The sequence below is a fragment of the Bradyrhizobium sp. B025 genome (assembly GCF_042257955.1).
Lineage (GTDB): Bacteria > Pseudomonadota > Alphaproteobacteria > Rhizobiales > Xanthobacteraceae > Bradyrhizobium > Bradyrhizobium diazoefficiens.
On record NZ_CP170150.1, the window covers coordinates 7280882 to 7303636 of the forward strand.

Consider the following 22755-nt stretch of genomic DNA (forward strand, 5'->3'; position numbering starts at 1 on the left):
AAAGAGACGGAAAAGCCGGCGGCAACGCCGGCTTTTTTGTTGGGTGTGAGCTGCGGCATATTTCGCAGCGATGCCGGCGAGGCACCTTGAACGCCCGTGACGGGTCGCCCGACACACTCTTGACGGGCCACATCCAGAGAACGGACACGCGCCGTGTCGATCATTTTGCAATCCACCGTTGGCGGCTTCTCCGCCCAGTTCATGCGCAAGCTGCCGCTGGTCGAGCAGGCGATGCGGGAGCACGGGCTCGATCCCGCGGAGTTCGTGATCTCCAAGGACTACGCCTCGACCGCGACGATCCCGATCATGGGTCCATTCTTCTTTAACTACAGTGTGTACTTCGGCGACGAGACATTCACCGTCACCGAGCCGAACGACATGGTGTTCCTGGACTACTTCTTCAAACGCGTGCTCGCAGCGGACGAGCCGCCGGAATTGCCGCAGCGGCCGGGTTTGATCCGGCGGCTGTTCGGCTGGATGGCGCAGCCGGTGTAGCCTCTCCCGTCATTCCGGGGCGCGGCCCCGGAATGACACGCGAGCTACTCCCCCCATGTCCTCGCCAGCGTCGCGAGCCAGCAGCCTTCGCAATAGCGCGCGTCCTTGTAGTCGATCCAATTGTGCGCATAGACGCGGTCGAGCGGGATGTCGTAGCGCGCACGCAGCACCTGGACGAGGATCTTCCACGCCGCGACCTGCGCCTCGGTCGGACCGGCCGCAACATCGGGATAATTGCCGGCGAACTCGACGCCGATCGAATTGTCGCGCACCACCTGGCGATAGGTCGGTCTGTTGTCGATGTACTTGTTGTCGTTGCGGTTGGCGCCGTCGCCATGGGTCGGCACCAGGTTTTCCGCGACCGCCCAATAGACCGTGCCGTCGGTCTCGACCCAGACCGTGACGCCGCGCCGCGTCGGGTTCTTCGACTGCTCCGCCGCGCCGCCGCGGGCCGAGCCCGCCGGCCCCTCGGTCTGGTGCACGATGATGTTGCGCCAGGAATGGGCGCTGCGGACGTCGCCCCACGGCGCCAGCCAGACGATCTTCAGGCCGGGAATGTCGGGCGTGCCGGAGGCGCGCGCGAGCTTTGCGAGTTCAGCGTCGGTTGCGGCGGCGGGTGCGATCAGGAGGGCGGCGAGAATGGCCGCGAGCAGGCGAGACATCATCACAAAGGGTCCAATGCGGACCCGAGCCTAGCACGCCGTCAGGCGAAATTGTGCGCGGCTTCGCCCATGCCGTTCGGCTCAGGCGAGAGCGGCGGTGCCGGATCGTAGACGGCAAAATCGTTCTTGCCGTTCTTCTTGGCGGCATAGAGGGCGTGATCGGCATGCGCGATCAGGCGGTCCGGGAATTGGCCGATGCCGGGATCCCATTGCGCCGCGCCGATCGAGATCGCGATCGGGATGTCGTTGCCGTTGCAGGCCGCAGCGTCCCGACGGCAGACCTCGAGCACACGGCGGGCGATTGCGGCCGCCTCGCGCAAGGAAGAGGACGGCAGCACGACGCAGAACTCGTCACCGCCGGTACGGGCGAGCATGTCGCCGGGCCGCAGCCGCGTCTGCGCCATCAGGGTGAAGTGCTGGAGGCAGGCATCGCCCGCGGCATGGCCATGGGTGTCGTTGATGGTCTTGAAGCCGTCGAGATCGATCACCAGCAGCGAGAACGGCTCGCCGCTGCGCTCCGAACGGGCGCATTCCTCGGACAGGCGCTGCAACAGATGGCGCCGGTTGGCGACGCCGGTGAGGTCGTCGAGCAGCGCGAGGTCGGCGACCTCGCCACGCAGCCGGTCCATCGCCATCAGGAGGAAGCCGAAATTCAGCGTCATCGACAGGAACAGGAGCCCCAGCACCATGACGGCGTGGGTCTGACCGCCGGCGACCGCCGAGAAATCGTAGCCGAGCAGATTGCCCACCGCACGGGCAAGGAAGATCGCAATGATGGTGATGATGACGATGCCGGCCAGACGGGCGCCAGGATTGACGTGCCCTTCAGGCGGCAACAGCAACAGACGCAGCGACAGCACCAGCGGCAGGGCCTGGCCGATCGTGTAGCTGAGCATGCGCAGCTGCATGTGCTCGAAGCCGACCATGAAGAAGACGACACTGCCGATGCTGATGATCCCCGTCGCAGCCATAACGCGCCAGGAGACCGGCCGGTCGTAGAAGCGCTGAATGCCCATGGCGGCAAAGCAGCTCGCCGCAATGATACCGGTGGCCCCGATGAGAAGCGGCACGGGAGAGGCGACGAACAGACGGATCAGCGCCGCCATCGCGCCGGCCGCGCCGACGAAGGCCGATGCCATCCAGAACCGTGCGGCCGCGAATTTCGGATAGGAACGCGTCACGTAGGCCCAGATCAGGCCGAGCGCCAGGAAGTTGACGACGAAGACCGTCCAGAGTGTCGGTACGTTCAGCATGGCGCGTGCGGCAAGCGCAGCGCCCCGCCCCCCATTACTGGTAGCCGTCCGTCCATAACCCATCCCCGTTTTCTTGCGGGGAACAATGCGCGGGTTGCACTTAACGGAGTCTCACTGCGATCCTTCAAAGCGCGCCTTTGGTTTTGGATTCGTGAACGGCGCGCGGATTGTCGGATCGTTAGGCATGTCGCCATCGGCCTCGTGCGGTCGTATCGCGATCCGCCGTGGAGCGGATTCGCGGGCAAAAATCACCCGAAAACGCATCTGAGCTGTGGATAACGTGATGACACAGATATGACGGCGCGGGGCAGAGACCTGCGAATCTGCTGAGTTTGTCGTCGAGGATGTTGCGAGGCTGGCCCTCCGCCGAGCATCCCTCGTGTCGCGTTCCACCATTAACCCTTGAGAGGATACTATGGCTAAGAAAGCGAAGAAGGCGAAGAAGGCGACAAAGAAGAAGGCCAAGAAGGCCGCGAAGAAGAAGTAGCCAGCATGTTCTTTGCCCGGGTGGAGCTCGCTCCGCCCGGGCGTCGGGTAAGGCTAAGAGAGTTTGAAGATGGCGGGCGCGAGGCCCGCTTTTTTATTGGCTGGAGAAGCTACCGCTCGGCAAACGCGAGCTTGGCGCCGAGTGCGGCAAATCCCGCCGCAAAGCTGCGGCGCAGCCAGGTCATCACCGCGGGGCGGGAGATGACGCGCTCGCGCACGGATGCGGCGCAGAGGCCGTAGACGACGAACACCGCAAACGTCATCGCCATGAAGGCGCCGCTCAATTCCAGCATCCGCGCCAGCACATGGGCCTCGTCCGCCGCGATGAACTGCGGCAGGAAGGCGAGGAAGAAGATCGACAGTTTTGGATTGAGGATGTTGATCAGGAAGCCGGTGACGATGACCCGGCCGCTCGACCGCTCCTTGATCTCGCCCTCCACCGCCAGCGCACCCCGCTCACGCAGCGCCTGCCAGGACATGTAAAGCAGATAGAGAACGCCGCACCATTTCAGCGCGGCGAAGGCGAGCGCGCTGGTGTGGAGCACGGCGGCAAGTCCCAGCATGGCGGCAACCATGTGCGGCACGATCCCGAGCGTGCAGCCGAAGGCGGCAGCCAGGCTGGCGCGGGAGCCGCGCGTCAATGCCGCGGCCAGCGTGTAAAGCACGCCGGTGCCGGGCGAGGCGACGACGATCAGCGAGGTGAGCAGGAAGGACCAGGTCATGAGCAGACCCTACCACCCCGCCTCACGGCAAGAAAGCGGCGCCCCCGGGATCAGCCGTCAGGATGACGGGGTGCGAACAGGCCAGCCCTACAGACAAGGCAATTCCAACACCGTCACCCTGAAGTGCTCGCCTCTTCGGCGAGCCTCGAAGGGTGATGGCCCGGCTGCATCTCGGCCGTTCATCCGAGGCTCGCCACACGACGCTTTGCGCCGCGCGGCTTGCACCTCAGGATGACGAGGTGAGAACTGGCCAGCCCTACAAACAAAGCGGTTCTGCCCCGGTCAGACCACCTGCGCGATCTCGGCCTCGCGCAGCACGTCGAGCGGCGCCCAGGGCTTGGCCCAGAATTTGGCGCCGTCGGGCAAGGGTTGGTTCAAGGGGCGGCCGGAGGTGACGACGACGTCGAGCTTGGGATTGCGTCCCTTGGCGACATGGGCGAGCTCGACGCCGTTCATGCGGCCGGCAAGCTGCACGTCGGTCACCATCAGGCAGAGCGCGCCTGCGCTCTTCTCGAGCACGCGCTCGGCCGCTTCGGCGCTCTCGCACTGGATGACCTTATAGCCGCTCTCTTCCAGCAGGAGACTGAGCATTTCCCTCTGCATGGGGTCGTCTTCAACGACGAGTGCCGTTGCAGGAAATGGTCTCGATTGTCCCATCGGCGACTCCCAATGCTGCCTGTCTTCGTCCAAGTAACTTACGTTAAGGAGCCAACTCGAATACGGTTCGGTTCCATTCTGAAAAAATGTAAATCATAGTTCCAAAATCGGAGCTTGAGGGGGGATCCATGACTGCGATTCGCGGCGCCGCCGCCATCACGGGAGCTGCAAGCGGCATTGGCCGCGCACTCGCCATCGAACTCGCCCAGCGCGGCTGCGACCTTGCGCTCGCCGATCGCGACGAGGCCGGGCTGAAGGCGCTCGCCGCCGAGATCGGCGAAGGAAGCGAGAAGGCACGCAAGGTCACCGTGCATCGCGTCGACGTCAGCGAGCCCGGCGACATCGCGCAGTTCGCAAGCGAAGCGACAGCGGCGCATCCGTCGCTCGGCATCCTCGTCAACAATGCCGGCGTGGCGCTGCTGGGCACCTTCGAGGAGATCGACCAGGCGCAGATGGAGTGGCTGTTCGACATCAATTTCTGGGGCGTGGTGCACGGCACGCGCGCCTTTCTGCCGCACCTGAAGACGATGGAAGCGGCGCATATCGTCAACGTCTCGTCGGTTTTCGGCATCATCGCCCCGCCGGGACAATCGGCCTATGCCGCGGCCAAATTCGCCGTGCGCGGTTTTTCCGAGAGCGTGCGGCACGAGCTCGCGGTCGCCGGAAGCCCGGTGAAGCTGTCGGTCGTGCATCCCGGCGGCGTCGCCACCGCGATCGCGCGGAGCTCGCGCACCGGGGTCGGCGTCACCGACAATGCCCGCCGCTCGCAAATGATCGAGCGGTTCGAGAACGCGGCAAAGACGACACCAAAGGACGCCGCTCTGCGCATCATCAAGGGCATCGAGAGGAACGAGCCCCGCATCCTGATCGGCAACGACGCCCGCTTCATGGACCTGCTGCAGCGCTTCCGCCCGGGGACGTACTGGGCGCCGTTGCAGCGGAGGCTGGAGAAGATGGCGAAGGGGACGAAGTGAGTGTGATGCGACGCCGCCCTCCGCACCCACCGTTGTCGTCCTGGCGAAAGCCAGGACCCATAGCCACCGAACTCAGTTTGGCGAAGGCGGGCAGTTACTCAGCCAATGCAAGTGGCTGAGAGCCGTCGTAACAATTACTCCCTGGGGTAATGGGTCCTGGCTTTCGCCAGGACGACGATGGGGAGTGCCCTCGCAGCCGTCTCCCACCCTCACTGCCCCGCCAGCCGATCGGCAAAATAGCCGATCGTCTTGCGATAGATCACCGCCCTGTTCCACTCCCGCATCGCCTCGAAATTGGCGGTGCCTTCGCCGTAGGGCTGGCCCATCTTGAAGCCGCTGGTGTGGAGCAGGTTCGCGGTCGAGGCGAGCACGTCGGGCACGCTGTGGCGCAGGTCGACGTGGCCGTCGCCGTCGAAATCGACGCCGTACTTGATGTAGGACGACGGCAGGAACTGGGTTTGGCCGATCTCGCCGGCATAGGCGCCGATCAGGTCGCGCAGCGGCAGGTCGCCGCGCTGCACGATCTTGAGGGCGGCGAGCAGCTCGCCCTGGAACAGATCGGTGCGGCGGCAGTCATGCGCGAGCGTCGCCAGCGTGCGGATCACCGGCAGCTTGCCGATGTCGCCCTTGCCAAAATCGCTCTCCAGCCCCCAGATCGCAACCAGGATATAGCGGGGCACGCCGAACTGCTGCTCGATGCGCGAGAGCAGCGCGGCGTGACGCTGCAGCAGCGCCTTGCCGCCATTGATGCGGCCCGGCCCGACGCGGGTCGAAACATACTGCTCAAAGCTCTTGTTGAAGGTGTAGCGCTGGCGCCGGTCGAAGGCGAGCACGGCGCCGTCCTGGGTGATGCCGCTGAACGCCGCACTGGTCACGCTCGCCGAGACGCCGGCTCCTTGCGCTTCCGAGGCCATGCTGGCGACGAAGCCGTTGAAGTCGCCGCCGCAGCGCGCGGCCTGGGCCGGGCCGCCGGCCAGACCAACGAAGCAAGCAGCGGCCAGAGCGTATCTCAGCATGTCGAGCGATCCCCCAAAATCCCAGTGCGAAGCAGCGCGCGATCATGCCCGGGAAAGAGGCAACCGTCAAAGCGGCGCGCTTGATCCGCATCAACGTGTCTCACACCCCGCTTTCTAGATTGAGCGAAACACGAGAGCCGCCCAGGAGACTAGCCTATGACCGGAATTACCTTGACCGCCGAGCAGATCCGCAATGCGCCCGCCTTGGTGCGGCAATGGATCGAGCAGGAGGTGATCACCTCGCTCGGCCTTGCACCGCGGACGCCTGCGGCCGCGCCGCCGCAGGCCGCCCATCTCGTCGCCTGCAGCGTGGAGGACATGGCCGGCGTGCTTGAGCATGTCCGCGGCGTGTTTCCCGCCGTGAACGTGCTGTTCGAGCTCGGCCGTCCCGGCATCAGCATCGGCCAGCCCGCAGTGATGACGTTCCGCCTGATGGACATCCTGCATCACACCCGCCTGCAGGACGTCGGCCAGGTCATGACCTGCCTGGAGATGCTGAACCAGGCACTGACCGAGGTGAGGAAAGACCCATCGGTGCGGTTCTGCGGCTTCGACAATGAGGGCCATTGCCTGATCGCGCCGCAGACCCAGACCAGCATCGCAACGCTGTGGCAGACCATGATGGAACGCCAGCAGGCGGCGCAGGCGCCCGAGGCCGGCAGCCGGATTGCACCGGCGGCTTGAAACGGGCGGCGGCTTTCCGGACAATCGGCAAGGGAATGGGCCGCCGGTGAGAACCGGCGGTATGGTGCAGGCGACTAACGTCTGCGCCCCCTCCTCAACCGATAGAGAGTGCCGATGCCCGCGCCGCGAAACATCCCCGGATCGCTCGTCCTTGCCGCCCTGCTCTGCCTTCTCGCCGTCACCACCGCGACCGCGCAGACGCGCGATGTCGCCGGCAGCCGCGACTATCCCGGCATCGGCCGGTTCGCCGGCAGCGTCATCACCGGCTATGTGGTGAAGGATTTTGACGCCGCGCGGATGCAGGCGGCCGCCTTCAAGGACGGCCAGCCGACCGATGCGCGGCGGCTCGAGGGCCGCGTTGTCCGCATCGCCTATCGCACCAATCCTGGTCCCTCGATCCTGGAAGTGTCGCGCAATTTCGAGACGCAGCTCGCGAAAGCCGGCTTCGAGACCCTGCTCGCCTGCGACACCGACGCCTGCGGCGCCATTCCCTTCACGGAAAACATCGACACGCTGCCGATCCCGCAGATGTGGGTCGACGGCTTCAACTACCGCTACTTTGCCGGCCGCAAGAGCGAAGGCGGGCGCGAGACCTATGCCAGCGTCATCGTCAGTCAGAACAACCAGGATATCTATGCGCAGGTCACCGTCGCCGAGCTCGGCGCCATCGCGAACAAGATGGTCGATGCCGCCGCGATGGCGAAGGGCCTGGGCGAGACCGGCCACATCGCGCTCTACGGCATCTATTTCGACACCGACAAGGCCGTGCTGAAGCCGGAGAGCCGCCCGACGCTGGAGCAGATCGCAAAGCTCCTGACCAGCCAGCCGCAGCTCAACGTCTTCATCGTCGGCCACACCGACAGCCAGGGCGCCTACGAGTACAATCTCGACCTGTCGAAACTCCGCGCCGAAGCGGTCGCCGCCGAGCTCGCGAAGAGCTTTCGCATCGCGCAGGCACGCTTGCGCACCGCCGGCGTCGGCCTGCTCGCGCCAGTCGGCTCGAACGCGACGGACGCCGGCCGCGCGCTGAACCGGCGGGTGGAGCTGGTGGCGCCGTAACGCCCAACGCTCGTCATTCCGGGGCGCCCGAAGGGCGAACCCGGAATCCATCACGCAGCAGAGTTGGCGGGTAAATAGATTCCGGGCTCGCGCTAACGCGCGCCCCGGAATGACGGATGAGAGAGTTACCGCTATAGTATCGATGCTCGCGCGGCGCCGTCAGTGGTGCGTTGAGCCAGCATGAGGCGAACCGCCATGCCAAACAATCAGCAACCTCAACCAACCCGCCCCGCCCTCCTGCGCATCCCCCTGTTCCGCCTGCTCGCCATCAACCTCGCGATCGGCGCCTGCGCCGCGGCGCTTCTCGTCGGCGGCCTGCTCTGGCTCAACCCCGGGCATCTGCGCGAGCTGATCCTCGCCGACCGCGCAGGCGGCGTTGCGCTTGTTCTGCTGCTCGCCTCGTTCCTCGTCACCTTCGGTTCCGCGGCAATGGGCAGCGCGATCATGGCGCAGGGACGTAAAGAGGATGATAGCGGGCGCGGCGGCGGACACCAATCGCCGCTCGCCGTCCAGGAACTGGCGCAGCGCAGGCGCACGCATTGAGATGTGCACCGCGAAGATGGAACTCGTCCGCACCGGATCATATTGTCGGCACGCAAACGGGAACACATGCAGCCCGACGCGCCTCGCTACAAGCGCGTAGCTCTCGCTGCATCGCGAGAGCGGACAAGATGAACAAAGTGATTTGATAGTCCAAGCAATTGTTTCGGCGCGCATCGAAACCAGAGATCGCGATCGACGCATATCTGATGCGCTCACTGCGACACCAACGCTGCGGCGATTTATCTTGCCACCGCATGGCGCGAGTTATATTCTTCTATTCTAGGTTGTCGCCCCGCCAGCCCCGGGCGACACTGAAGACCCAAAATAAACGGCGGGCTTTTCGGCCCGCCGTTTATTGAGGAAGGGCCGCAACGGACCTTACGAAGCGCCGGGCGCATCCATTTCTTGAAATCAGATTTCGCCAATCGAGGGCACGGAGACCTCCGCAGGCCGCGGCTCCATGCTGACAACCCCCAAAGCCATTTGACTATGGCGCCCTTATCGACGACAAGCCGCCATGGCCAAGAAACCCGGGACCAATCCCAAAGGCGAGTTCGCCTTTTTCAACGTCGTCTATGAGGACGGCTCCCAACGCTCCAACCGCCGCGTCCCCGCGGAATTGCTCGGGGGCCTCGAGGGCGACGAGCCCGCCCGCGGCTTCATCATGGAGCAGGACCGCGAGATCGCCGAAAAATCCGGCCGCCCGCCGCTGGCGATCAAGGAGATCGAGCGGGTGGGGGTGAAGAAGAAGTAGGACTTCGAGCGCGACACGCGACGCGTCAGCACAAACGAAAAACGGCGGGCTTTCGGCCCGCCGTTTTCGTCTGGATGCCCGGGTCAGGCCCGGGCATGAGAATCCGAATTAGTTATCCAGGAAGCTCCGCAGCTTCCGGCTCCTCGACGGATGCTTCAGCTTGCGCAGCGCCTTGGCTTCGATCTGGCGAATACGCTCGCGGGTCACCGAGAACTGCTGGCCAACTTCTTCCAGCGTGTGGTCGGTGTTCATGCCGATGCCGAAGCGCATGCGCAGCACGCGCTCTTCGCGCGGAGTGAGCGAGGCGAGCACGCGCGTGGTGGTCTCGCGCAGGTTCGACTGGATCGCGGCGTCGATCGGCAGGATCGCGTTCTTGTCCTCGATGAAATCGCCGAGATGCGAATCCTCTTCGTCACCGACAGGGGTTTCGAGCGACAACGGCTCCTTGGCGATCTTGAGGACCTTGCGGACCTTCTCCAGGGGCATGCCGAGCTTCTCGGCGAGCTCTTCCGGGGTCGGCTCGCGGCCGATCTCGTTGAGCATCTGGCGCGAGGTGCGCACGATCTTATTGATCGTTTCGATCATGTGCACGGGGATGCGGATGGTGCGCGCCTGGTCGGCGATCGAGCGGGTGATCGCCTGCCGGATCCACCACGTCGCGTAGGTCGAGAACTTGTAGCCGCGGCGGTACTCGAACTTGTCGACGGCCTTCATCAGGCCGATGTTGCCTTCCTGGATCAGGTCGAGGAACTGCAGGCCGCGGTTGGTGTACTTCTTCGCAATCGAGATCACGAGACGGAGGTTGGCTTCCACCATCTCCTTCTTGGCCTGGCGGGCTTCGCGCTCGCCCTTCTGCACGGAGTGCACGATCTTGCGGAACTCGACGATCTCCAGGCCGGTGAGCGCGGCGAGTTGATGCACCTCGTGGCGGAGGTCCTTGATGCGGTCCTTCTCGTGGTGGACGAAGTTCTTCCAGCCCTTGGCCGACAGCTTCGAGACGCGGTTGAGCCAGCGCGGATCGAGCTCCGAGCCGGTGTAGTTGCGCAGGAAATCCTCGCGCGCGACGCCGTGGCTGTCGGCGAGACGCATCAGGCGGCCCTCATGCGAGACGAGGCGCTTGTTGATGTCGTAGAGCTGCTCGACGAGACTGTCGATACGCGCCTGGTTGAGGCGCAGCGACTTCACCTCGACGATGATCTCGTCCTTGAGCTTGCGGTACTTGCGCTCCTGGTGCGGCGAGAGCGAGGGCCCATGCGAGGTGCTCTCGAGCTGGTTCTGGATGTCCTGCTCCTGAAGCTTGCGCAGCTTCTTGTAGCTCTCGGCGATCTTGTCGAAGATCTCGACGACCTTGGGCTTGAGCTCGGCCTCGATCGCCGCAAGCGACATCTGGTTCTCGAACTCGTCGTCCTCGTCCATGTCGGCTTCGGCGGCGGCCTCGCCCGGATCCTTCTCGGCCTCGGCGCCGTTGCCGGCGGCAGGCGCGGCGCGGAACGGGGTCGGCGCCGGCGGCGCGGCGGGCGGGGCGACATGCGCGGGCGCAGCCCCGGTCACTGCAACCGCTTCGCCGCCCTCGGCCGTGGCTTCGCCGTTCTCACCGGTGGGGCCGCCGATCATCGCGGTGTTCATGCCGCCCTTGGCTTCGGGGCCGGCATAGGTCGCTTCGAGATCGATGATGTCGCGGAGGAAGATCTTGCCTTCGTTGAGCTCGTCGCGCCAGATGATGATGGCCTGGAAGCTCAGCGGGCTTTCGCACAGCCCTGCGATCATCGCCTCGCGGCCGGCCTCGATGCGCTTGGCGATCGCGATTTCGCCTTCGCGGGAGAGCAGCTCGACGGTGCCCATCTCGCGCAGATACATGCGCACGGGATCGTCGGTGCGCTCGCCCGGCTCGCTCTTCTTGACCTCGGTGACGGCCTTCTGGGTGACCTCGACGAGCTCGTTGTCGGTCTCGTCCTCGCCGCCCTCGTCCTTGTCTTCCTCGCCTTCGCTATCGTCGGCTTCGGTGACGTTGATGCCCATGTCCGAGAGCATGGACATGATGTCCTCGATCTGCTCGGGCGAGGTCTGGTCGGACGGCAACACTTCATTGAGCTGATCGAAGGTCACGAAGCCGCGCTTCTTGGCCTGCTTGATCATCTTCTTCACGGCCGCGTCGGACAGATCGAGCAACGGCGAGGGCGCGTCCTGGGAATCCTTCTCGGGAGCATCCGCTGCCTTGTCGTCTTTTTCCTTGTCCTTCGCCTGCAGCGTCTTTGCCTTGGTGGCCATCCATTGCTCCTAAACGCGTTTCACACAGACGTTCGCCGCGCCTGCCTGAAATCACTTGAACCTGTTGCTCGACGCTCTCGCTTCGTCAGCTCTCGACACGGAAAGGGCGGCGCGCACATCTCTCGCCACCCCCAACTTTCTCTCGCCGGATTTGCCTAACGCTTCGTGAGCCTCTTTGTCGCAGCGGATGCAGGTGTAGTGCCAACAGTTCTCGCGCGGATTCATTCCTGACGCGTCTGTTCTGCCTGCGGCCGCCTCTGGGCCAAAGTGCTACAAGACCGTTAAGCCTCGATTAACCCTGTTTTTGCCGCCAAACCATGGATTTGGCGAGTCTTTTAGCGGTTCCGGCCCCGGCCGTCCGCATGATTCTTTCATCACACGCTCTTCTGGAACCGGCCCGACAGCTCGCCAAAACCCTCGATCAGGGCCTCGGTGCCGTCGACTTCGCCTATCCGAGCCTTGACGTCGCGCAGCCACGCCAAATTAGCCTCGCTGGGGTCCTCCCCCAAGGCCAGCTCGGCGTCCTTCAGCTCTCTAAGTAGTGAATGCCATTGCCGATGCAAGGCAACCAGCTGATGCCAAGTGGAGAGAACGTCGTCCCGTGCCGCGCCTTCCCGCGCGCCCCACACCGCCGCGGTCGTGATGCCATTCTCAACCCTTTGAAGAAGCTGAGAAAATCCTCCCTTTTCGATGTCGGCCCGCATCTTCTCGGCCAGCTCGCCAGGGTCCGGCGAGTGGTGATGGTCGTTGGCGAAAGCGGCGATAATGCCGGCGCGGAGCTTGTGGGCCTCCGGATGGGCGAATTCCAGGGCGGCCACCTCCTCGAGGTGCTCATGCAGCAGCCAGGGGTGGTTGATCAGGCATTGCAGGATCAGGGCCTCCCTGCGGGAGATGACGCTGCGCTGGCCCTTCATGATCGGGCTCGTCGCGAGCTGGGGGCTCGCCGCCTGGTAGGGGCCGGAGGGTAGCGGGGTGGGGCCGGGCGCGCCGCGGAACCCCTGGCCGCCGAATCGATTCGCCTGCCCGCCGCTCCGCGGCTGGAACGGGCGGCCGCTCTGACCGGGGCGGAAATTGCCACGGCCGGCAAAGCCGCCGCGCCCGCTCTCGGGCGCAAACGTACGCTGAAGCCGCTCGGCGAGATCCTGGCGATAATAGCGCCGCACCACCTCGTCGCGGATGCCGCCCGCGAGCTCCTTGATGCGCGCCTCCAGTGCAGCGCGCCGCTCGGGGGTGGCGAAGTTGCCGCCTTCGAGCTCGCGCGACCAGAGCATGTCGGCGAGCGGACGCGCCGCCGCGATCACCTCTTCCATCGCGCCACGCCCGCCGGAGCGGACGAGATCGTCGGGGTCCTGCCCTTCCGGCAGCAGCGCAAAGCGCAAGCTTTTTCCGGGCGCGAGAAACGGCAAGGCGAGATCGGCCGCACGATAGGCCGCCTTCTGGCCGGCCCTGTCGCCGTCGAAGCAGAGGATCGGCTCGTCCGCCATCTTCCAGAGCAGCGCGAGCTGGTTTTCGGTGAGCGCGGTGCCGAGCGGCGCCACGCTGCCGGCAAAGCCCGCGGTGACCATGGCGATGACGTCGACATAGCCTTCGACCACGATCAGCGCGCTGCCGTCATGCGTGGCTTTGCGCGCGGTCTGGTGGTTGTAGAGATTGTCGCCCTTGTGGAAGAGCGGCGTCTCCGGCGAGTTCAGGTATTTGGCCGGAACGTCCTTCTCCAGCGCGCGTCCGCCGAAGGCGATGACGCGGCCGCGCAGATCGGTGATCGGAAACATCACGCGATCGCGGAAGCGGTCATAGGGCACGGGAATATCGTCGCCGCCGATCAGCAGGCCGGTCTCGACCATGTCGTCGACGGAGACGCCGAGCTTGCCGAGATGCTCCTTCAGCGCGAAGCGATCGGGCGAGGCATAGCCGAGGCGGAACTGCAATTGCGTCGCCGGCGAGATGGCGCGATCGGCGAGATAGCCGCGCGCCTTGGCGCCGACGCGCGAAGCCAGCGTTTCGGCGAAATACTTTGCCGCGAGATCCATGACGTCATGCAGCGAGCGGCGCCGCTGCTCCTGGCGCGCCGCATCGGGCGTCACCGCCGGCAGCGGCAGGCCCGCCATGCTCGCGAGCCGCTCGACCGCCTCTGCGAACGGCAGGCCGTCGGTCTCCATCACGAAGGTGATGATGTCGCCATGCTTGCCGGAGGAGAAGTCGTGGTAAAAACCCTTCTGGTCGTTGACGTAGAAGGACGGCGTCTTCTCCTGCTGGAACGGCGACAGCCCCTTCCACTCCCGTCCGGCCTTCTTCAGCTTGACGCGCTTGCCCACGACTTCGGAAACCGAAAGCCGGGCACGCAGCTCGTCGAGGAATTGGGGCGTGAAGCGCATGGGGGTGTGTCTAGCGCGAAACCGTGTGAGTCGGGCGAAGGATCAGGGATATAGGTGCGGCCCGCCCAAAAGTCAGGTTTGTCAGGCTTATCCGGGTTATTCGACCTATGCACAGGCGCCGTCATCCCGAGGCGCCCATCCCGTCACCCCCGCGCAATGGCGAAGCCATTGTCGCTGGAGGCGCTCGCCTCTTCGGCGAGCCTCGAAGGGCGACGGAACAGGTGGCCGGGAATGACGCGAAAAGCTTGAACCTAACCCGGTTCCACGCTTCCATATCCCTATGTTCAGGACCTTTCGAGGCGGCCACAGCGGGGGCTGGCGCATCACCTCGATTTCGCCGGTGACGGGCGAGCCCCTGCCCTTCATGCCGGCGCTGTCGGTCACCGACAGCGAGGCGGTCTCGTTGCCGCTGGTGCCTTCGCGCAATGCGTGGCGGCTTGCCGGCGTGCCCAGCAGCTTGCGCTACACCGAGCGCGCTGAGAAGCAGCAGCTCGTGGCCGTGCAGGCCGGGCTCGGCCGGCTCGAGGCAACCAGCGCGGCGCTGATCCCGATCCGCAAGTCGCAGGCCTGGTGGGAGCTGACGCAGGAAGAGCGCCGCAGGATTTTCGAGGACAGATCGCACCACATCGCCAGCAGCCTGCGCTTCCTGCCCGCCATCGCGCGGCAGCTCTATCACTGCCGCGACCTCGGCGGCCCCTTCGACTTCCTGACTTGGTTCGAGTTCGCCCCCGCGCACGCCTCGCTGTTCGAGGAGCTGGTGGCGATGCTCAGGCGCACCGAGGAATGGACTTACGTCGAACGCGAAGTGGACGTGCGCGTGGTCAAGGAAGTGCTGTCGGCCTAAAGCGCGAAGAGATCGCGCTTTAGGTTATTTTTTTTGAGCATGATCTTGTCGGAAAACCGCTACGCACTTTTCCGGATCATGCTCTAGTGCTCCAGGAAGCGCCCCGACTCGATGCGGGGCAGATCGGCGACCGGCCAGTTGTAGACATAGGTCCACGCCTTGCCGGCGGTGCCGTCCGGCAGCGTCACGTCGATCAGCTTGCGCAGATATTCGGTCGGCTCCGGAAACCCCTCGCCGCAGGCCTCGTACATGTCGAGCTCGCGCAGCAGCTCGTCGGGCACGCGCATGTGGAACAGCTCGCCATGGACAAGGTCGGACGGCGCATCCGACAGCAGCAATCCCGGATAATGCTTGATGAGAAAGAGCCGGCCGCGGCAGGTCGCTTTACCCAGAAATTCCGCGTGGCCGGCAAGCAGCCGCGCCATCGGATGGTCGAAGCCACGCATCAGGGTGCCATAGACGAAGAGACGATCGGAGGTCATGGGGCTGTCTATAACTGTGAATTTTGCGGAACGACAGCGTTGCACATTCGATGTCGTCCTGGCCTAGTGCGCAATTGCGCACGGGGGCCAGGACCCATTACCCCGGGGAGCCGTTTGGCGAAGACTCGTCGTTCGGTACGACTACCGTTCGCAATCGATAGATTCCGCGGTATGGGTCCTGGCTTTCGCCAGGACGACGTTGGAGAGGCGTTGTGCCCGCCTTGCCGCGTAGGCGATCTCGAAGCCGACCCCGATGTCCACCTATAAGACTTCTGCCTCCAGCTCCTGGTCGTTGTCCTGGTCGTCCGAAACCACCTTGATGTTCACGTCCATGGCTTCGAAGGCATCCCCGGAGCCGATATAGACGCCGTGCAGCGGGATCGCCTGGCGCGGATCGCGGGCGACCGCGACCCGGATCAGGTCGCGGGTGCCGACGATGCCGTTGGTCGGATCGAACTCGATCCAGCCCGCGCTCGGCAAATAGACCTGCACCCAGGCGTGCGTCGAACCGCCGCCGACGTGCCGCTGCTCGATATCCTCCGGCACGAAGATGTAGCCGGAGACGAATCGCGCGGCGATGCCGAGCTGGCGCAGCGCCTCAATCATGAACAGCGCATAGTCCCGACAAGTTCCTGTGCCCGACTGCAAAGTGTCGAGCGGATGCTGCGTGCCCAACTCGTGGCGCTTGCGGTATTTGAACTGCTTGCGGATGCCGTGCGTCATGCCGCTCAAGATCTTGAAGGTCGGCGTCGGCGCGTCCTCGTCGAGGAAGCCGCGCGCCCACTCCGCGATCTCGCCGTCGGGATCGGTGTATTGCGGCGTGATGTACTGGACGAGATCGGGGAATTCCTCGTCGTCGTAGACGAAGGGATAGAAATAGGCCGGATCGTCCGGCGTCAGCGCGAACTCCTCCACCGGATTGTGCTCGACGGTGACATGCCAGTCGAAGATCAGCGCGTCCGCGCGCTCGTCGAAATTGGCGATCGCGACCGAATTGCCGAACACGTCGTGGATCCAGTGCAGCGACATCGGCTCGGGCGAGATTTCGAGCCTGGAGTCGAGCACGCGCAGATCGTGCCCGTCGCGCGGACGGAGCATGATCCGGTGTTCGCCGAACGCCACGGGGCGGTTATAGCGATATTCGGTCTTGTGATGAATCGTGAGCAGCGGCATCGTGAGGCGATCATGGTGACTTTGGGCGGATCAATCTATAGCGATTCTGCCCGATTCTTGGGGTGACTGCATTTTCCATAGGCAATCAGGATGGCTTTAGACACAGCCGACGCGACCGATCAACTGCTCGGCGAGGGTGACATTCCGCCAGTGCATGAGGTGAATGCGGCGGGGGCATCGCCCTTTCTGCTCACCGCGGATCACTACGGGCGGGTGCTGCCGCGCGCGCTCGGCGATCTCGGCGTCGCCGAGAACGAGCTGACGCGGCACATCGCCTGGGACATCGGCATTGCCGGCGTCGCCGAGCGGCTGGCAGAAATGCTGGATGCGCATCTGATCGCGCAGCGCTATTCGCGGCTCGTGATCGACTGCAACCGCCCGCCGGGCGCCGTGAGCTCGATTCCCGTGATGTCGGAGGCAACGGCAATCCCGCGCAATGAGGGCATCTCCGCGGGCGAGCGCGCGGCAAGGCGGCGCGAGATTTTCGAGCCCTATCATCATCGCATCGATGCCACGATCGGCCGCCGCCTGCACGACAAGCGGCCGACGGTGCTGGTGTCGCTGCACAGCTTCACATCGGTCTATGCCGGTGTTGAGCGGCCCTGGCATATCGGCGCGCTCTACAACCGCGACACGGTGCTGCCGCAGCTCCTGATCAAACATCTACGCGCCGAGAGCGATCTCGTCGTCGGCGACAACGAGCCCTATGCGGTCAACGACCTCACCGACTACACCATCCCCGTGCATGGCGAAGCCCGCGGCCTCGTCAACACCGGCATCGAGATCCGCCAGGATCTGATCGCGGACCAGTCCGGCCAGCAGCAATGGGCCGAGCGGCTGGCGCGGATCTTTGCGGAGATCGAGCTGGGGTTGCGCGCGGAGAGGGTGGCATAGCCAGCCAGGCCGGCGCTGCGGTCAACCGCCACGCGTTGCCACGAACACCGCGAGCGCGGCAAAGATCGCGGCGATGCCCCACAGCACGTAGGCGATGCGGCCGTCGCCGCGGGCGTCGAGCGTGGCCTCGGCCGGATTGTCGGGATTGACGCGGACCTCGACGGTCGCGCCGTCCTGATAGCGTGACATCAGCTTTCGCAGCATCTCGTCAGACGCCGACGGCGTTCCTGCCGCGACGCGCGCGCATTCATTGGTGTAGCTGACGTTCTGATAGAGGTAGGTGTAGGTCACGCGCTTGCCGAACATCTCGGTGCCGCGGCGCTCGCCCGGCTCGCTCGCCTCGTGATATTCCTCGATTCCCGACAGCTTGATCGTGCCCGGCACGGTCGGCCACCGCGTCGCCATCGAGGCCTGCCGCTGCACGGCCCACGCCATCAGCGCGATGACGAGGCCGAACGCACCGAAGGCGACGACCAGGCCCGCGAGATCGGGCCGTGCGACGTGATGGGCGAGATATTGGTAACTCTGGTTGAGACCGAAGGCCGAGCCGAACACGATGGCGAGCACGACCACGGTACCGATGCCGAGACAGCCCCATAGGCCTTTGGGCAGATCGCGCTCCAGCACGGCCTGATCGGGATGGCGCGGATTGTAGTAGACGGTGACGATGCTGCCGGCGGGATATTTCGCGAGTTTCTCGGCGACCTGGAAATTGCCGAGGTCTTCGCCGATCGAGATGCGGTTGTTGCGCAGCTTGCGGCCGCCGACCGAATACTCGTAGGTCACGTTGGCGAAGTTGCGGTTCTCCATCCGATAGCCGTCTTCGCGCTCGTCGTCGGACACCCTGACCTCGCGCACCTCGGCAGCTGATGTAACCACCTTGCCGGGCGCCTGCGGCCAGCTCCGCGCCTCGCGCGCCTGCCAGGTCTTCACGACGGCGGCAATCAGGATCAGCGCGAGCGGCGCAAGCAGCATCGCGTAAACGAGCGGGGGCAGAGCAGGCACGGCAAAATCCTTCGTCAGCGGCAATGCCCGATTGGACGCATTGCCGCCGCGAAGGGTTCAAACCAAACCGGCCTCTGGAAGGTTATTTCGCCCTGGTCAGCGCCAGCCAGATGCCGCCGCCGATCATGAAGCCGCCGGAGATGCGCGACATCATCCGCGTGCGGCGGGCCGAGAAGAATTTTCGCGCGCGGCCGGCTGCAATCGCGTAGAGCGCGTCCGTCATCGCCGCGGTGACCATGAAAGTTGCGCCGAGCAGTGCGACTTGCGGAAAGTGGTCGCGGTTCATGTCCATGAACTGCGGGATGAAGGCACCGAAGAACACCAGCACCTTCGGGTTCGATAGCAACACCAGGAAACCTTGCAGGAAGAACCCGCCGCGCGGCGGCGGAGGCGGCTGGTCGACATTGACGCCCTCGACCGGCGCCCAGATCAGCTTGATGCCGAGCCAGACCAGATAGGCGGCGCCGGCAAAGCGCACCCAGTCGAACCAGTAGCCCATGGTCGCCATCAGCGACGTCAGGCCGATCGCAACGATGCCGATGACGATGGCGAGCCCGGCCTGCGCGCCAAGGACATTGGTCAGCGCCGCACGCGTGCCGTGACGCAGGCCGTTGGCGATGACGAGGGTGACGATCGGACCCGGCAGCAGCGCCAGCGCAATGCAGGCGGCGACGAAGGCGAGATAGGCTTGCATGGACATCATGGAGGGACTCGGCTGAGAGCGGTTGAAGGCATTAATGCACGGGAAGGACGGGAACGGAAGACAGATGAGCGCAGCGTGCCCGCCCAACCACCGGTGTCATACCCCGCGGAGGCGGGGTATCCAGTACGCCGCGGCTTCTCGGTATCCCACGAGCGCCTCGGAATACTGGATCACCCGCTTTCGCGGGTGATGACAGCGGAGAACGTGGCGCGGGTCGCGCCCCCTCACCGCCCATCCAATGCAGCAGCCATCCATTGCTTCATCTCCTCCGTTTCCAGAAGCACGAGCGCGGCGCGCTGCGCGGCATTCGCCTCGCCCGCGCCTTGCGCCACCGCGACGAGCAGATCGCAGCGGCGCGACAGCGCGAGGCCGGCGGCGGCATGGCGCGCGCCGTCGGGCATGTCGAGATCGTAGTGCCTGATGCGGCCCTGCATGGCGGCGACGCTCACGGCCTCGCCCGGCGCGACCGGCGTGAAGCGTGGACTGATCAGGTCGATATCGGTGACACGATCGACCTCGTCGTCATCGGCAACGCCGGTGTCGCAATTGCAGAAGCCGCGCTTGGCGCGGACGTAGAGCTCGACGCCATCGCAGCCGCCCGCCGTACAACGGAACGCGCGGCCGGCGGGCCAGCCGTCGCGGGGAAACGGCCAGCTCATCTCCTGCCAATGCCCGGCGCGGTCCGTCGCATGGACACGCAGACCGGGCAGCGCGCCGAGGGCGATCAAGGCCATCAGCATCCTCGCCCCGCGCCGCATCGTCAGCTCTTCGGCGGGCCGGCGACGGCACGCGCGGGACCGGTCAGCTCGAGGATATGCAGGCCGGTGTTGGCGCGGTCGACGATGTAGATGTAGCCGCGATCATCCGTCTCCACATTGTTGGTCTGGATCGCGACCTTGCAGCGTTCGCCGCCTTCGATCGGGATGCAGCGCCTGTCGGTCGCGCTCGTGATCGACGGAATGAAATAGCCGACCTCCTTCGGGTGATAGGGGTCGCGGATGTCGAGCGCGCGCACGCCGGCATTGAAGAAGGCGATGAAAGCCAGCTTCTTGTAGTAGACCGGCGCCATGCTCTCGTTCGAGGAGTGCGAGCCGAAGCGGCCGCCGCGCTGGCAGAACTGTCCGCTCGCCTCCGGCACGGTATAGCTCGAGATCATCATCGGCCGCGTCTCGGTGGTGACGTCGGCGAACCACACCATCTGCCGCGCCTCGCCGCATTCGTTGAGGATCGCCTCGTCAACGATCATCACGATGTCGCGAGTCCTGCCGTCCTTGTCCTCGGAAAATTCCGCAACGGGCATGTCGAGCATCGGGAACGTCGTGTGCGCGCCGTTGAAGGCGGACATCGGCATCCGCGCAATCTCGGGATAGCGCAGATTGTCCGGCGTCGGCTCCTTCGGCCCGTTCAGGAGCTTGTCACGATCGACGATCTGAAGGATGCCGCCCTTGTTGGTGCCGTACCCGAAAAAGACGCGATTGCCTTGGGGCCCGGTCGAGATCGGCCCGTGCAGTTCGGTCGGCACCGCGCCGGTGGCGCCGGGCTCCTGACCGGGCAGGCCGAAGTCGCGGATCTTCTGCGGATGCGCGGGATCGGAGAGGTCATAGACCTGCGTCATGCGCCGCGTGCGCCAGTCCGGCGCGCCCGAGACGAGAAAGGCGATACCGGTGTCGCATTCCCACCAGCTCTTGTGCGTGTCCTTCAAGCCGCCAATGCGCGCGATCAGCACAGGGCTGGCGGGATCGGCGACGTTCCAGATCTCATGCGCCTCGCTGCCGAAGGTGCGCAGCATGTACACCGCATTCGGATCGCCCTTCGGCAACGACTTGCCGTCGCAGACCCGCACCATCTGCGCGCCGCCGGATTCATATTTGCCTTCCTGCCCCGGCAGGTGACGCAGATATTTGGGATGCGCGGGATCGGTGACGTCGACGATCGAGGTTCCGTTCGGCTCCGCCTGTCCCGTCATCGGATTGACGGGAGCGGGCACGTCGTCGGTGCCGCCGTGATGGCCGATATAGGCGATCCAGCGCTCGCCCTGATGATGGATGGTCGGCTGATAGGCGCTGCGCGCCTGGAGGTCGTTGGTCCCGACCAGCTTCATGTTGGAAGCTTCCGGCGGCGCGCCGATCGTCTGCTTCTGCGCGTAGGCCGGTGTGCCGCAAGCGAAGAAGACGAGGCCCGCGGCAGTCAGGACGCAACGGAACATGAATCCTCCCGGAACCAATCTGCGTTGGCTGAGCTGAAAGGCTAGCACAGCCGACTGCAGGCGCCCAGAACACGATCTCGCGGCCAGTCATTCCGGGGCGCACGAAGTGCGAACCCGGAATCTCGAGATTCCGGGTTCGACGCTGATGCGTCCCCCGGAATGACGTGCCGCTTGACATGCAACCATTTGGTTGCCTATTGTCACCGCCATGGATGAGGTCTTCAAAGCGCTCGCCGACGCGTCACGACGATCGCTGCTCGACAGGCTTCACGCCAGGAACGGCCAGACGCTGAACGAACTCTGCGAAGGCCTCGCGATGACGCGGCAGGCCGTGACCAAGCATCTGGTGATTCTGGAAGAGGCCAACCTGGTCACGGCCATCAGGCATGGCCGCGAGAAGCTGCATTACCTCAATCCGGTGCCGATCCATCAGATCGGCGAACGCTGGATCAGGAAGTTCGAACGCGGCAAGCTCGCCGCGCTCGGCGAGTTGAAACGCCAGTTGGAGAAGCGCGATGAGTAAGCCGCAATTCGTCTATGTGAGCTATATCGAGACCTCGCCGGAAAAGCTGTGGGAGGCGCTGACGTCGAGCGAGTTCACCAGGCAATACTGGTTCGGCGCCGAGATCCGTTCCGACTGGAAGGTCGGCTCGCCCTTCGCGCTTCTGCTGGACGGCGAAATCACCGATTCCGGCGAGATCCTCGAGGCCGATCCGCCGCGGCGCCTGTCCTACAGCTTCAAGCACCAGAAATACGAAGAGCTCCGCGGCGAGCCGATCTCGCGCGTCGTCTTCACCATCGAACCGTTCGGCTCGCTCGTGCGTTTGACCGTGCTGCATGACGGCTTCGTTGAGGGCGGCAAATATCTCGGCGCCGTCTCCAATGGCTGGCCGGCGATCCTGTCAGGCCTCAAGAGCCTGTTGGAGCGAGGCAAGGTGCTCGCCATTCCCCGCGCAGCCCTCAACAAGGGATTCGACGCAAAATGAACCTCGATCAATTCAAGCCGCTCACCGTCTATACCATCTACATCGCCTCCACACCGGAGAAGGTGTGGGAGGCGCTGACCTCGGCCGAGTTCAGCCGGCAGTATTTCTTCGGTAATGCCGTGGAGGTCGAGCCGCGGCTCGGCGGCGCGTTCGTCGTGCGCACGCCCGACGGCGCCCTGCACATCAGCGGCGAGGTCCTCGCTTACGATCCGCCGCGAAAGCTCTCGGTCACCTTCAACGTCAACTGGCCGGATCTGATCGAGAAGCTCGGCCCGACCCTCGTCACCTACGAGATCGAAGAGGTCGGCGACGCGGTCCGTCTCACCATGAGCGAAGGCCATGACCGGCCGCTCAGCGACGACATCCTCTCCGGCGGACGGCAGGGCTGGCCGGCGATCCTCTCCAGCCTCAAGAGCATGCTCGAGACCGGCAAGCCGCTGGTGGTGAAGATGGGCCCGCCGCAGCGGATGCTGGATGCCCTGAAGGCGATGGGGATCAAGACGCCGTAGCGGCC

24 protein-coding genes are annotated in these 22755 nt (G+C 64.8%); 11 read left to right on the forward strand and 13 right to left on the reverse strand.

What is annotated here, in order from left to right:
* Nucleotides 1-153 precede the first annotated feature (153 nt).
* Nucleotides 154-495, forward strand: a complete 342-nt coding sequence (locus ACE10W_RS34320) for a hypothetical protein (protein WP_161536312.1) — start codon at nucleotides 154-156, stop codon at nucleotides 493-495.
* A 44-nt stretch (nucleotides 496-539) separates the two neighbouring features.
* Here the strand turns inward: ACE10W_RS34320 and ACE10W_RS34325 are convergent, their stop codons facing one another.
* The 4 genes from ACE10W_RS34325 to ACE10W_RS34340 all read right to left on the reverse strand — a co-directional run bounded on the left by ACE10W_RS34325 (nucleotide 540) and on the right by ACE10W_RS34340 (nucleotide 4275).
* The gene (locus ACE10W_RS34325; RefSeq protein WP_028172869.1) at nucleotides 540-1163 is read right to left on the reverse strand and encodes a peptidoglycan recognition family protein; all 624 of its coding nucleotides are present in this window, start codon (nucleotides 1161-1163) and stop codon (nucleotides 540-542) included.
* 35 nt (nucleotides 1164-1198) lie between these two features.
* Nucleotides 1199-2410, reverse strand: coding sequence for a GGDEF domain-containing protein (locus tag ACE10W_RS34330; RefSeq protein ID WP_304548320.1), 1212 nt, complete (start codon nucleotides 2408-2410; stop codon nucleotides 1199-1201).
* 596 nt (nucleotides 2411-3006) lie between these two features.
* Nucleotides 3007-3618 (reverse strand): LysE family translocator, encoded by a 612-nt coding sequence (locus tag ACE10W_RS34335; protein ID WP_011090076.1) that lies wholly within the window; start codon nucleotides 3616-3618, stop codon nucleotides 3007-3009.
* Nucleotides 3619-3900: 282 nt separating this feature from the next.
* Nucleotides 3901-4275 carry a response regulator gene (locus ACE10W_RS34340; protein ID WP_304548321.1) on the reverse strand — a complete coding sequence of 125 codons (375 nt, stop codon included), beginning with the start codon at nucleotides 4273-4275 and terminating at the stop codon, nucleotides 3901-3903.
* A 128-nt stretch (nucleotides 4276-4403) separates the two neighbouring features.
* Here ACE10W_RS34340 and ACE10W_RS34345 point away from each other — a divergent pair, with 128 nt between their 5' ends.
* Nucleotides 4404-5249: an SDR family oxidoreductase gene (locus ACE10W_RS34345; protein WP_028172867.1), complete on the forward strand. Its 846-nt coding sequence runs from the start codon at nucleotides 4404-4406 to the stop codon at nucleotides 5247-5249.
* Nucleotides 5250-5458: 209 nt separating this feature from the next.
* On the opposite strand, the gene ACE10W_RS34350 is transcribed toward ACE10W_RS34345, so the two are convergent.
* Nucleotides 5459-6265: a lytic murein transglycosylase gene (locus ACE10W_RS34350; RefSeq protein WP_304548322.1), complete on the reverse strand. Its 807-nt coding sequence runs from the start codon at nucleotides 6263-6265 to the stop codon at nucleotides 5459-5461.
* Nucleotides 6266-6421: 156 nt separating this feature from the next.
* Between ACE10W_RS34350 and ACE10W_RS34355 the strand changes: the two genes are divergently transcribed.
* The 4 genes from ACE10W_RS34355 to ACE10W_RS34370 all read left to right on the forward strand — a co-directional run bounded on the left by ACE10W_RS34355 (nucleotide 6422) and on the right by ACE10W_RS34370 (nucleotide 9305).
* Nucleotides 6422-6949 carry a hypothetical protein gene (locus tag ACE10W_RS34355; protein WP_011090080.1) on the forward strand — a complete coding sequence of 176 codons (528 nt, stop codon included), beginning with the start codon at nucleotides 6422-6424 and terminating at the stop codon, nucleotides 6947-6949.
* A gap of 114 nt (nucleotides 6950-7063) precedes the next feature.
* Nucleotides 7064-8008, forward strand: a complete 945-nt coding sequence (locus ACE10W_RS34360) for an OmpA family protein (protein WP_304548323.1) — start codon at nucleotides 7064-7066, stop codon at nucleotides 8006-8008.
* A 195-nt stretch (nucleotides 8009-8203) separates the two neighbouring features.
* Entirely contained in the window at nucleotides 8204-8551 is a 348-nt protein-coding gene (locus ACE10W_RS34365; RefSeq protein ID WP_304548324.1) for a hypothetical protein, read from the forward strand.
* A gap of 517 nt (nucleotides 8552-9068) precedes the next feature.
* The gene (locus ACE10W_RS34370) at nucleotides 9069-9305 is read left to right on the forward strand and encodes a hypothetical protein (RefSeq protein WP_011090083.1); all 237 of its coding nucleotides are present in this window, start codon (nucleotides 9069-9071) and stop codon (nucleotides 9303-9305) included.
* A 108-nt stretch (nucleotides 9306-9413) separates the two neighbouring features.
* Here the strand turns inward: ACE10W_RS34370 and rpoD are convergent, their stop codons facing one another.
* Together rpoD and dnaG are read right to left on the reverse strand one after the other, a co-directional pair.
* Complete coding sequence (gene rpoD, locus ACE10W_RS34375) at nucleotides 9414-11573, reverse strand: RNA polymerase sigma factor RpoD (protein WP_011090084.1); 2160 nt, start codon at nucleotides 11571-11573, stop codon at nucleotides 9414-9416.
* Between the two features lie 374 nt (nucleotides 11574-11947).
* Nucleotides 11948-13948, reverse strand: coding sequence for a DNA primase (gene dnaG / locus ACE10W_RS34380; protein WP_304548325.1), 2001 nt, complete (start codon nucleotides 13946-13948; stop codon nucleotides 11948-11950).
* 280 nt (nucleotides 13949-14228) lie between these two features.
* Between dnaG and ACE10W_RS34385 the strand changes: the two genes are divergently transcribed.
* Complete coding sequence (locus ACE10W_RS34385) at nucleotides 14229-14792, forward strand: chlorite dismutase family protein (protein WP_011090086.1); 564 nt, start codon at nucleotides 14229-14231, stop codon at nucleotides 14790-14792.
* An 83-nt stretch (nucleotides 14793-14875) separates the two neighbouring features.
* Here the strand turns inward: ACE10W_RS34385 and ACE10W_RS34390 are convergent, their stop codons facing one another.
* Nucleotides 14876-15274, reverse strand: coding sequence for a gamma-glutamylcyclotransferase (locus tag ACE10W_RS34390; protein ID WP_028172860.1), 399 nt, complete (start codon nucleotides 15272-15274; stop codon nucleotides 14876-14878).
* A gap of 261 nt (nucleotides 15275-15535) precedes the next feature.
* Nucleotides 15536-16447, reverse strand: coding sequence for a transglutaminase family protein (locus tag ACE10W_RS34395; protein WP_028172859.1), 912 nt, complete (start codon nucleotides 16445-16447; stop codon nucleotides 15536-15538).
* 90 nt (nucleotides 16448-16537) lie between these two features.
* On the opposite strand from ACE10W_RS34395, the gene ACE10W_RS34400 reads away from it, so the two are divergent.
* Nucleotides 16538-17341 (forward strand): N-formylglutamate amidohydrolase, encoded by an 804-nt coding sequence (locus tag ACE10W_RS34400; RefSeq protein ID WP_161536319.1) that lies wholly within the window; start codon nucleotides 16538-16540, stop codon nucleotides 17339-17341.
* A gap of 21 nt (nucleotides 17342-17362) precedes the next feature.
* On the opposite strand, the gene ACE10W_RS34405 is transcribed toward ACE10W_RS34400, so the two are convergent.
* From ACE10W_RS34405 to ACE10W_RS34420, 4 genes are all read right to left on the reverse strand, one after another.
* The gene (locus ACE10W_RS34405; protein WP_304548326.1) at nucleotides 17363-18346 is read right to left on the reverse strand and encodes a DUF3592 domain-containing protein; all 984 of its coding nucleotides are present in this window, start codon (nucleotides 18344-18346) and stop codon (nucleotides 17363-17365) included.
* 82 nt (nucleotides 18347-18428) lie between these two features.
* Complete coding sequence (locus tag ACE10W_RS34410; RefSeq protein WP_171901227.1) at nucleotides 18429-19049, reverse strand: LysE family translocator; 621 nt, start codon at nucleotides 19047-19049, stop codon at nucleotides 18429-18431.
* Between the two features lie 224 nt (nucleotides 19050-19273).
* Nucleotides 19274-19783 (reverse strand): hypothetical protein, encoded by a 510-nt coding sequence (locus ACE10W_RS34415; protein WP_231166630.1) that lies wholly within the window; start codon nucleotides 19781-19783, stop codon nucleotides 19274-19276.
* Nucleotides 19784-19809: 26 nt separating this feature from the next.
* Complete coding sequence (locus tag ACE10W_RS34420; protein ID WP_304548327.1) at nucleotides 19810-21255, reverse strand: LVIVD repeat-containing protein; 1446 nt, start codon at nucleotides 21253-21255, stop codon at nucleotides 19810-19812.
* Nucleotides 21256-21463: 208 nt separating this feature from the next.
* Here ACE10W_RS34420 and ACE10W_RS34425 point away from each other — a divergent pair, with 208 nt between their 5' ends.
* Genes ACE10W_RS34425 through ACE10W_RS34435 form a run of 3 tightly spaced genes read left to right on the forward strand, consistent with a single transcriptional unit; the run spans nucleotide 21464 to nucleotide 22750 of the window.
* A complete protein-coding gene (locus ACE10W_RS34425) occupies nucleotides 21464-21778 on the forward strand; it encodes a helix-turn-helix transcriptional regulator (RefSeq protein WP_011090094.1) in 315 nt (104 codons plus the stop codon).
* The gene (locus tag ACE10W_RS34430) at nucleotides 21771-22241 is read left to right on the forward strand and encodes an SRPBCC family protein (protein ID WP_011090095.1); all 471 of its coding nucleotides are present in this window, start codon (nucleotides 21771-21773) and stop codon (nucleotides 22239-22241) included. The genes ACE10W_RS34425 and ACE10W_RS34430 overlap by 8 nt, the downstream gene beginning before the upstream one ends.
* The gene (locus ACE10W_RS34435) at nucleotides 22238-22750 is read left to right on the forward strand and encodes an SRPBCC family protein (protein WP_011090096.1); all 513 of its coding nucleotides are present in this window, start codon (nucleotides 22238-22240) and stop codon (nucleotides 22748-22750) included. Before ACE10W_RS34430 ends, ACE10W_RS34435 begins: the two co-directional genes overlap by 4 nt.
* The last annotated feature ends 5 nt before the right edge of the window (nucleotides 22751-22755 follow it).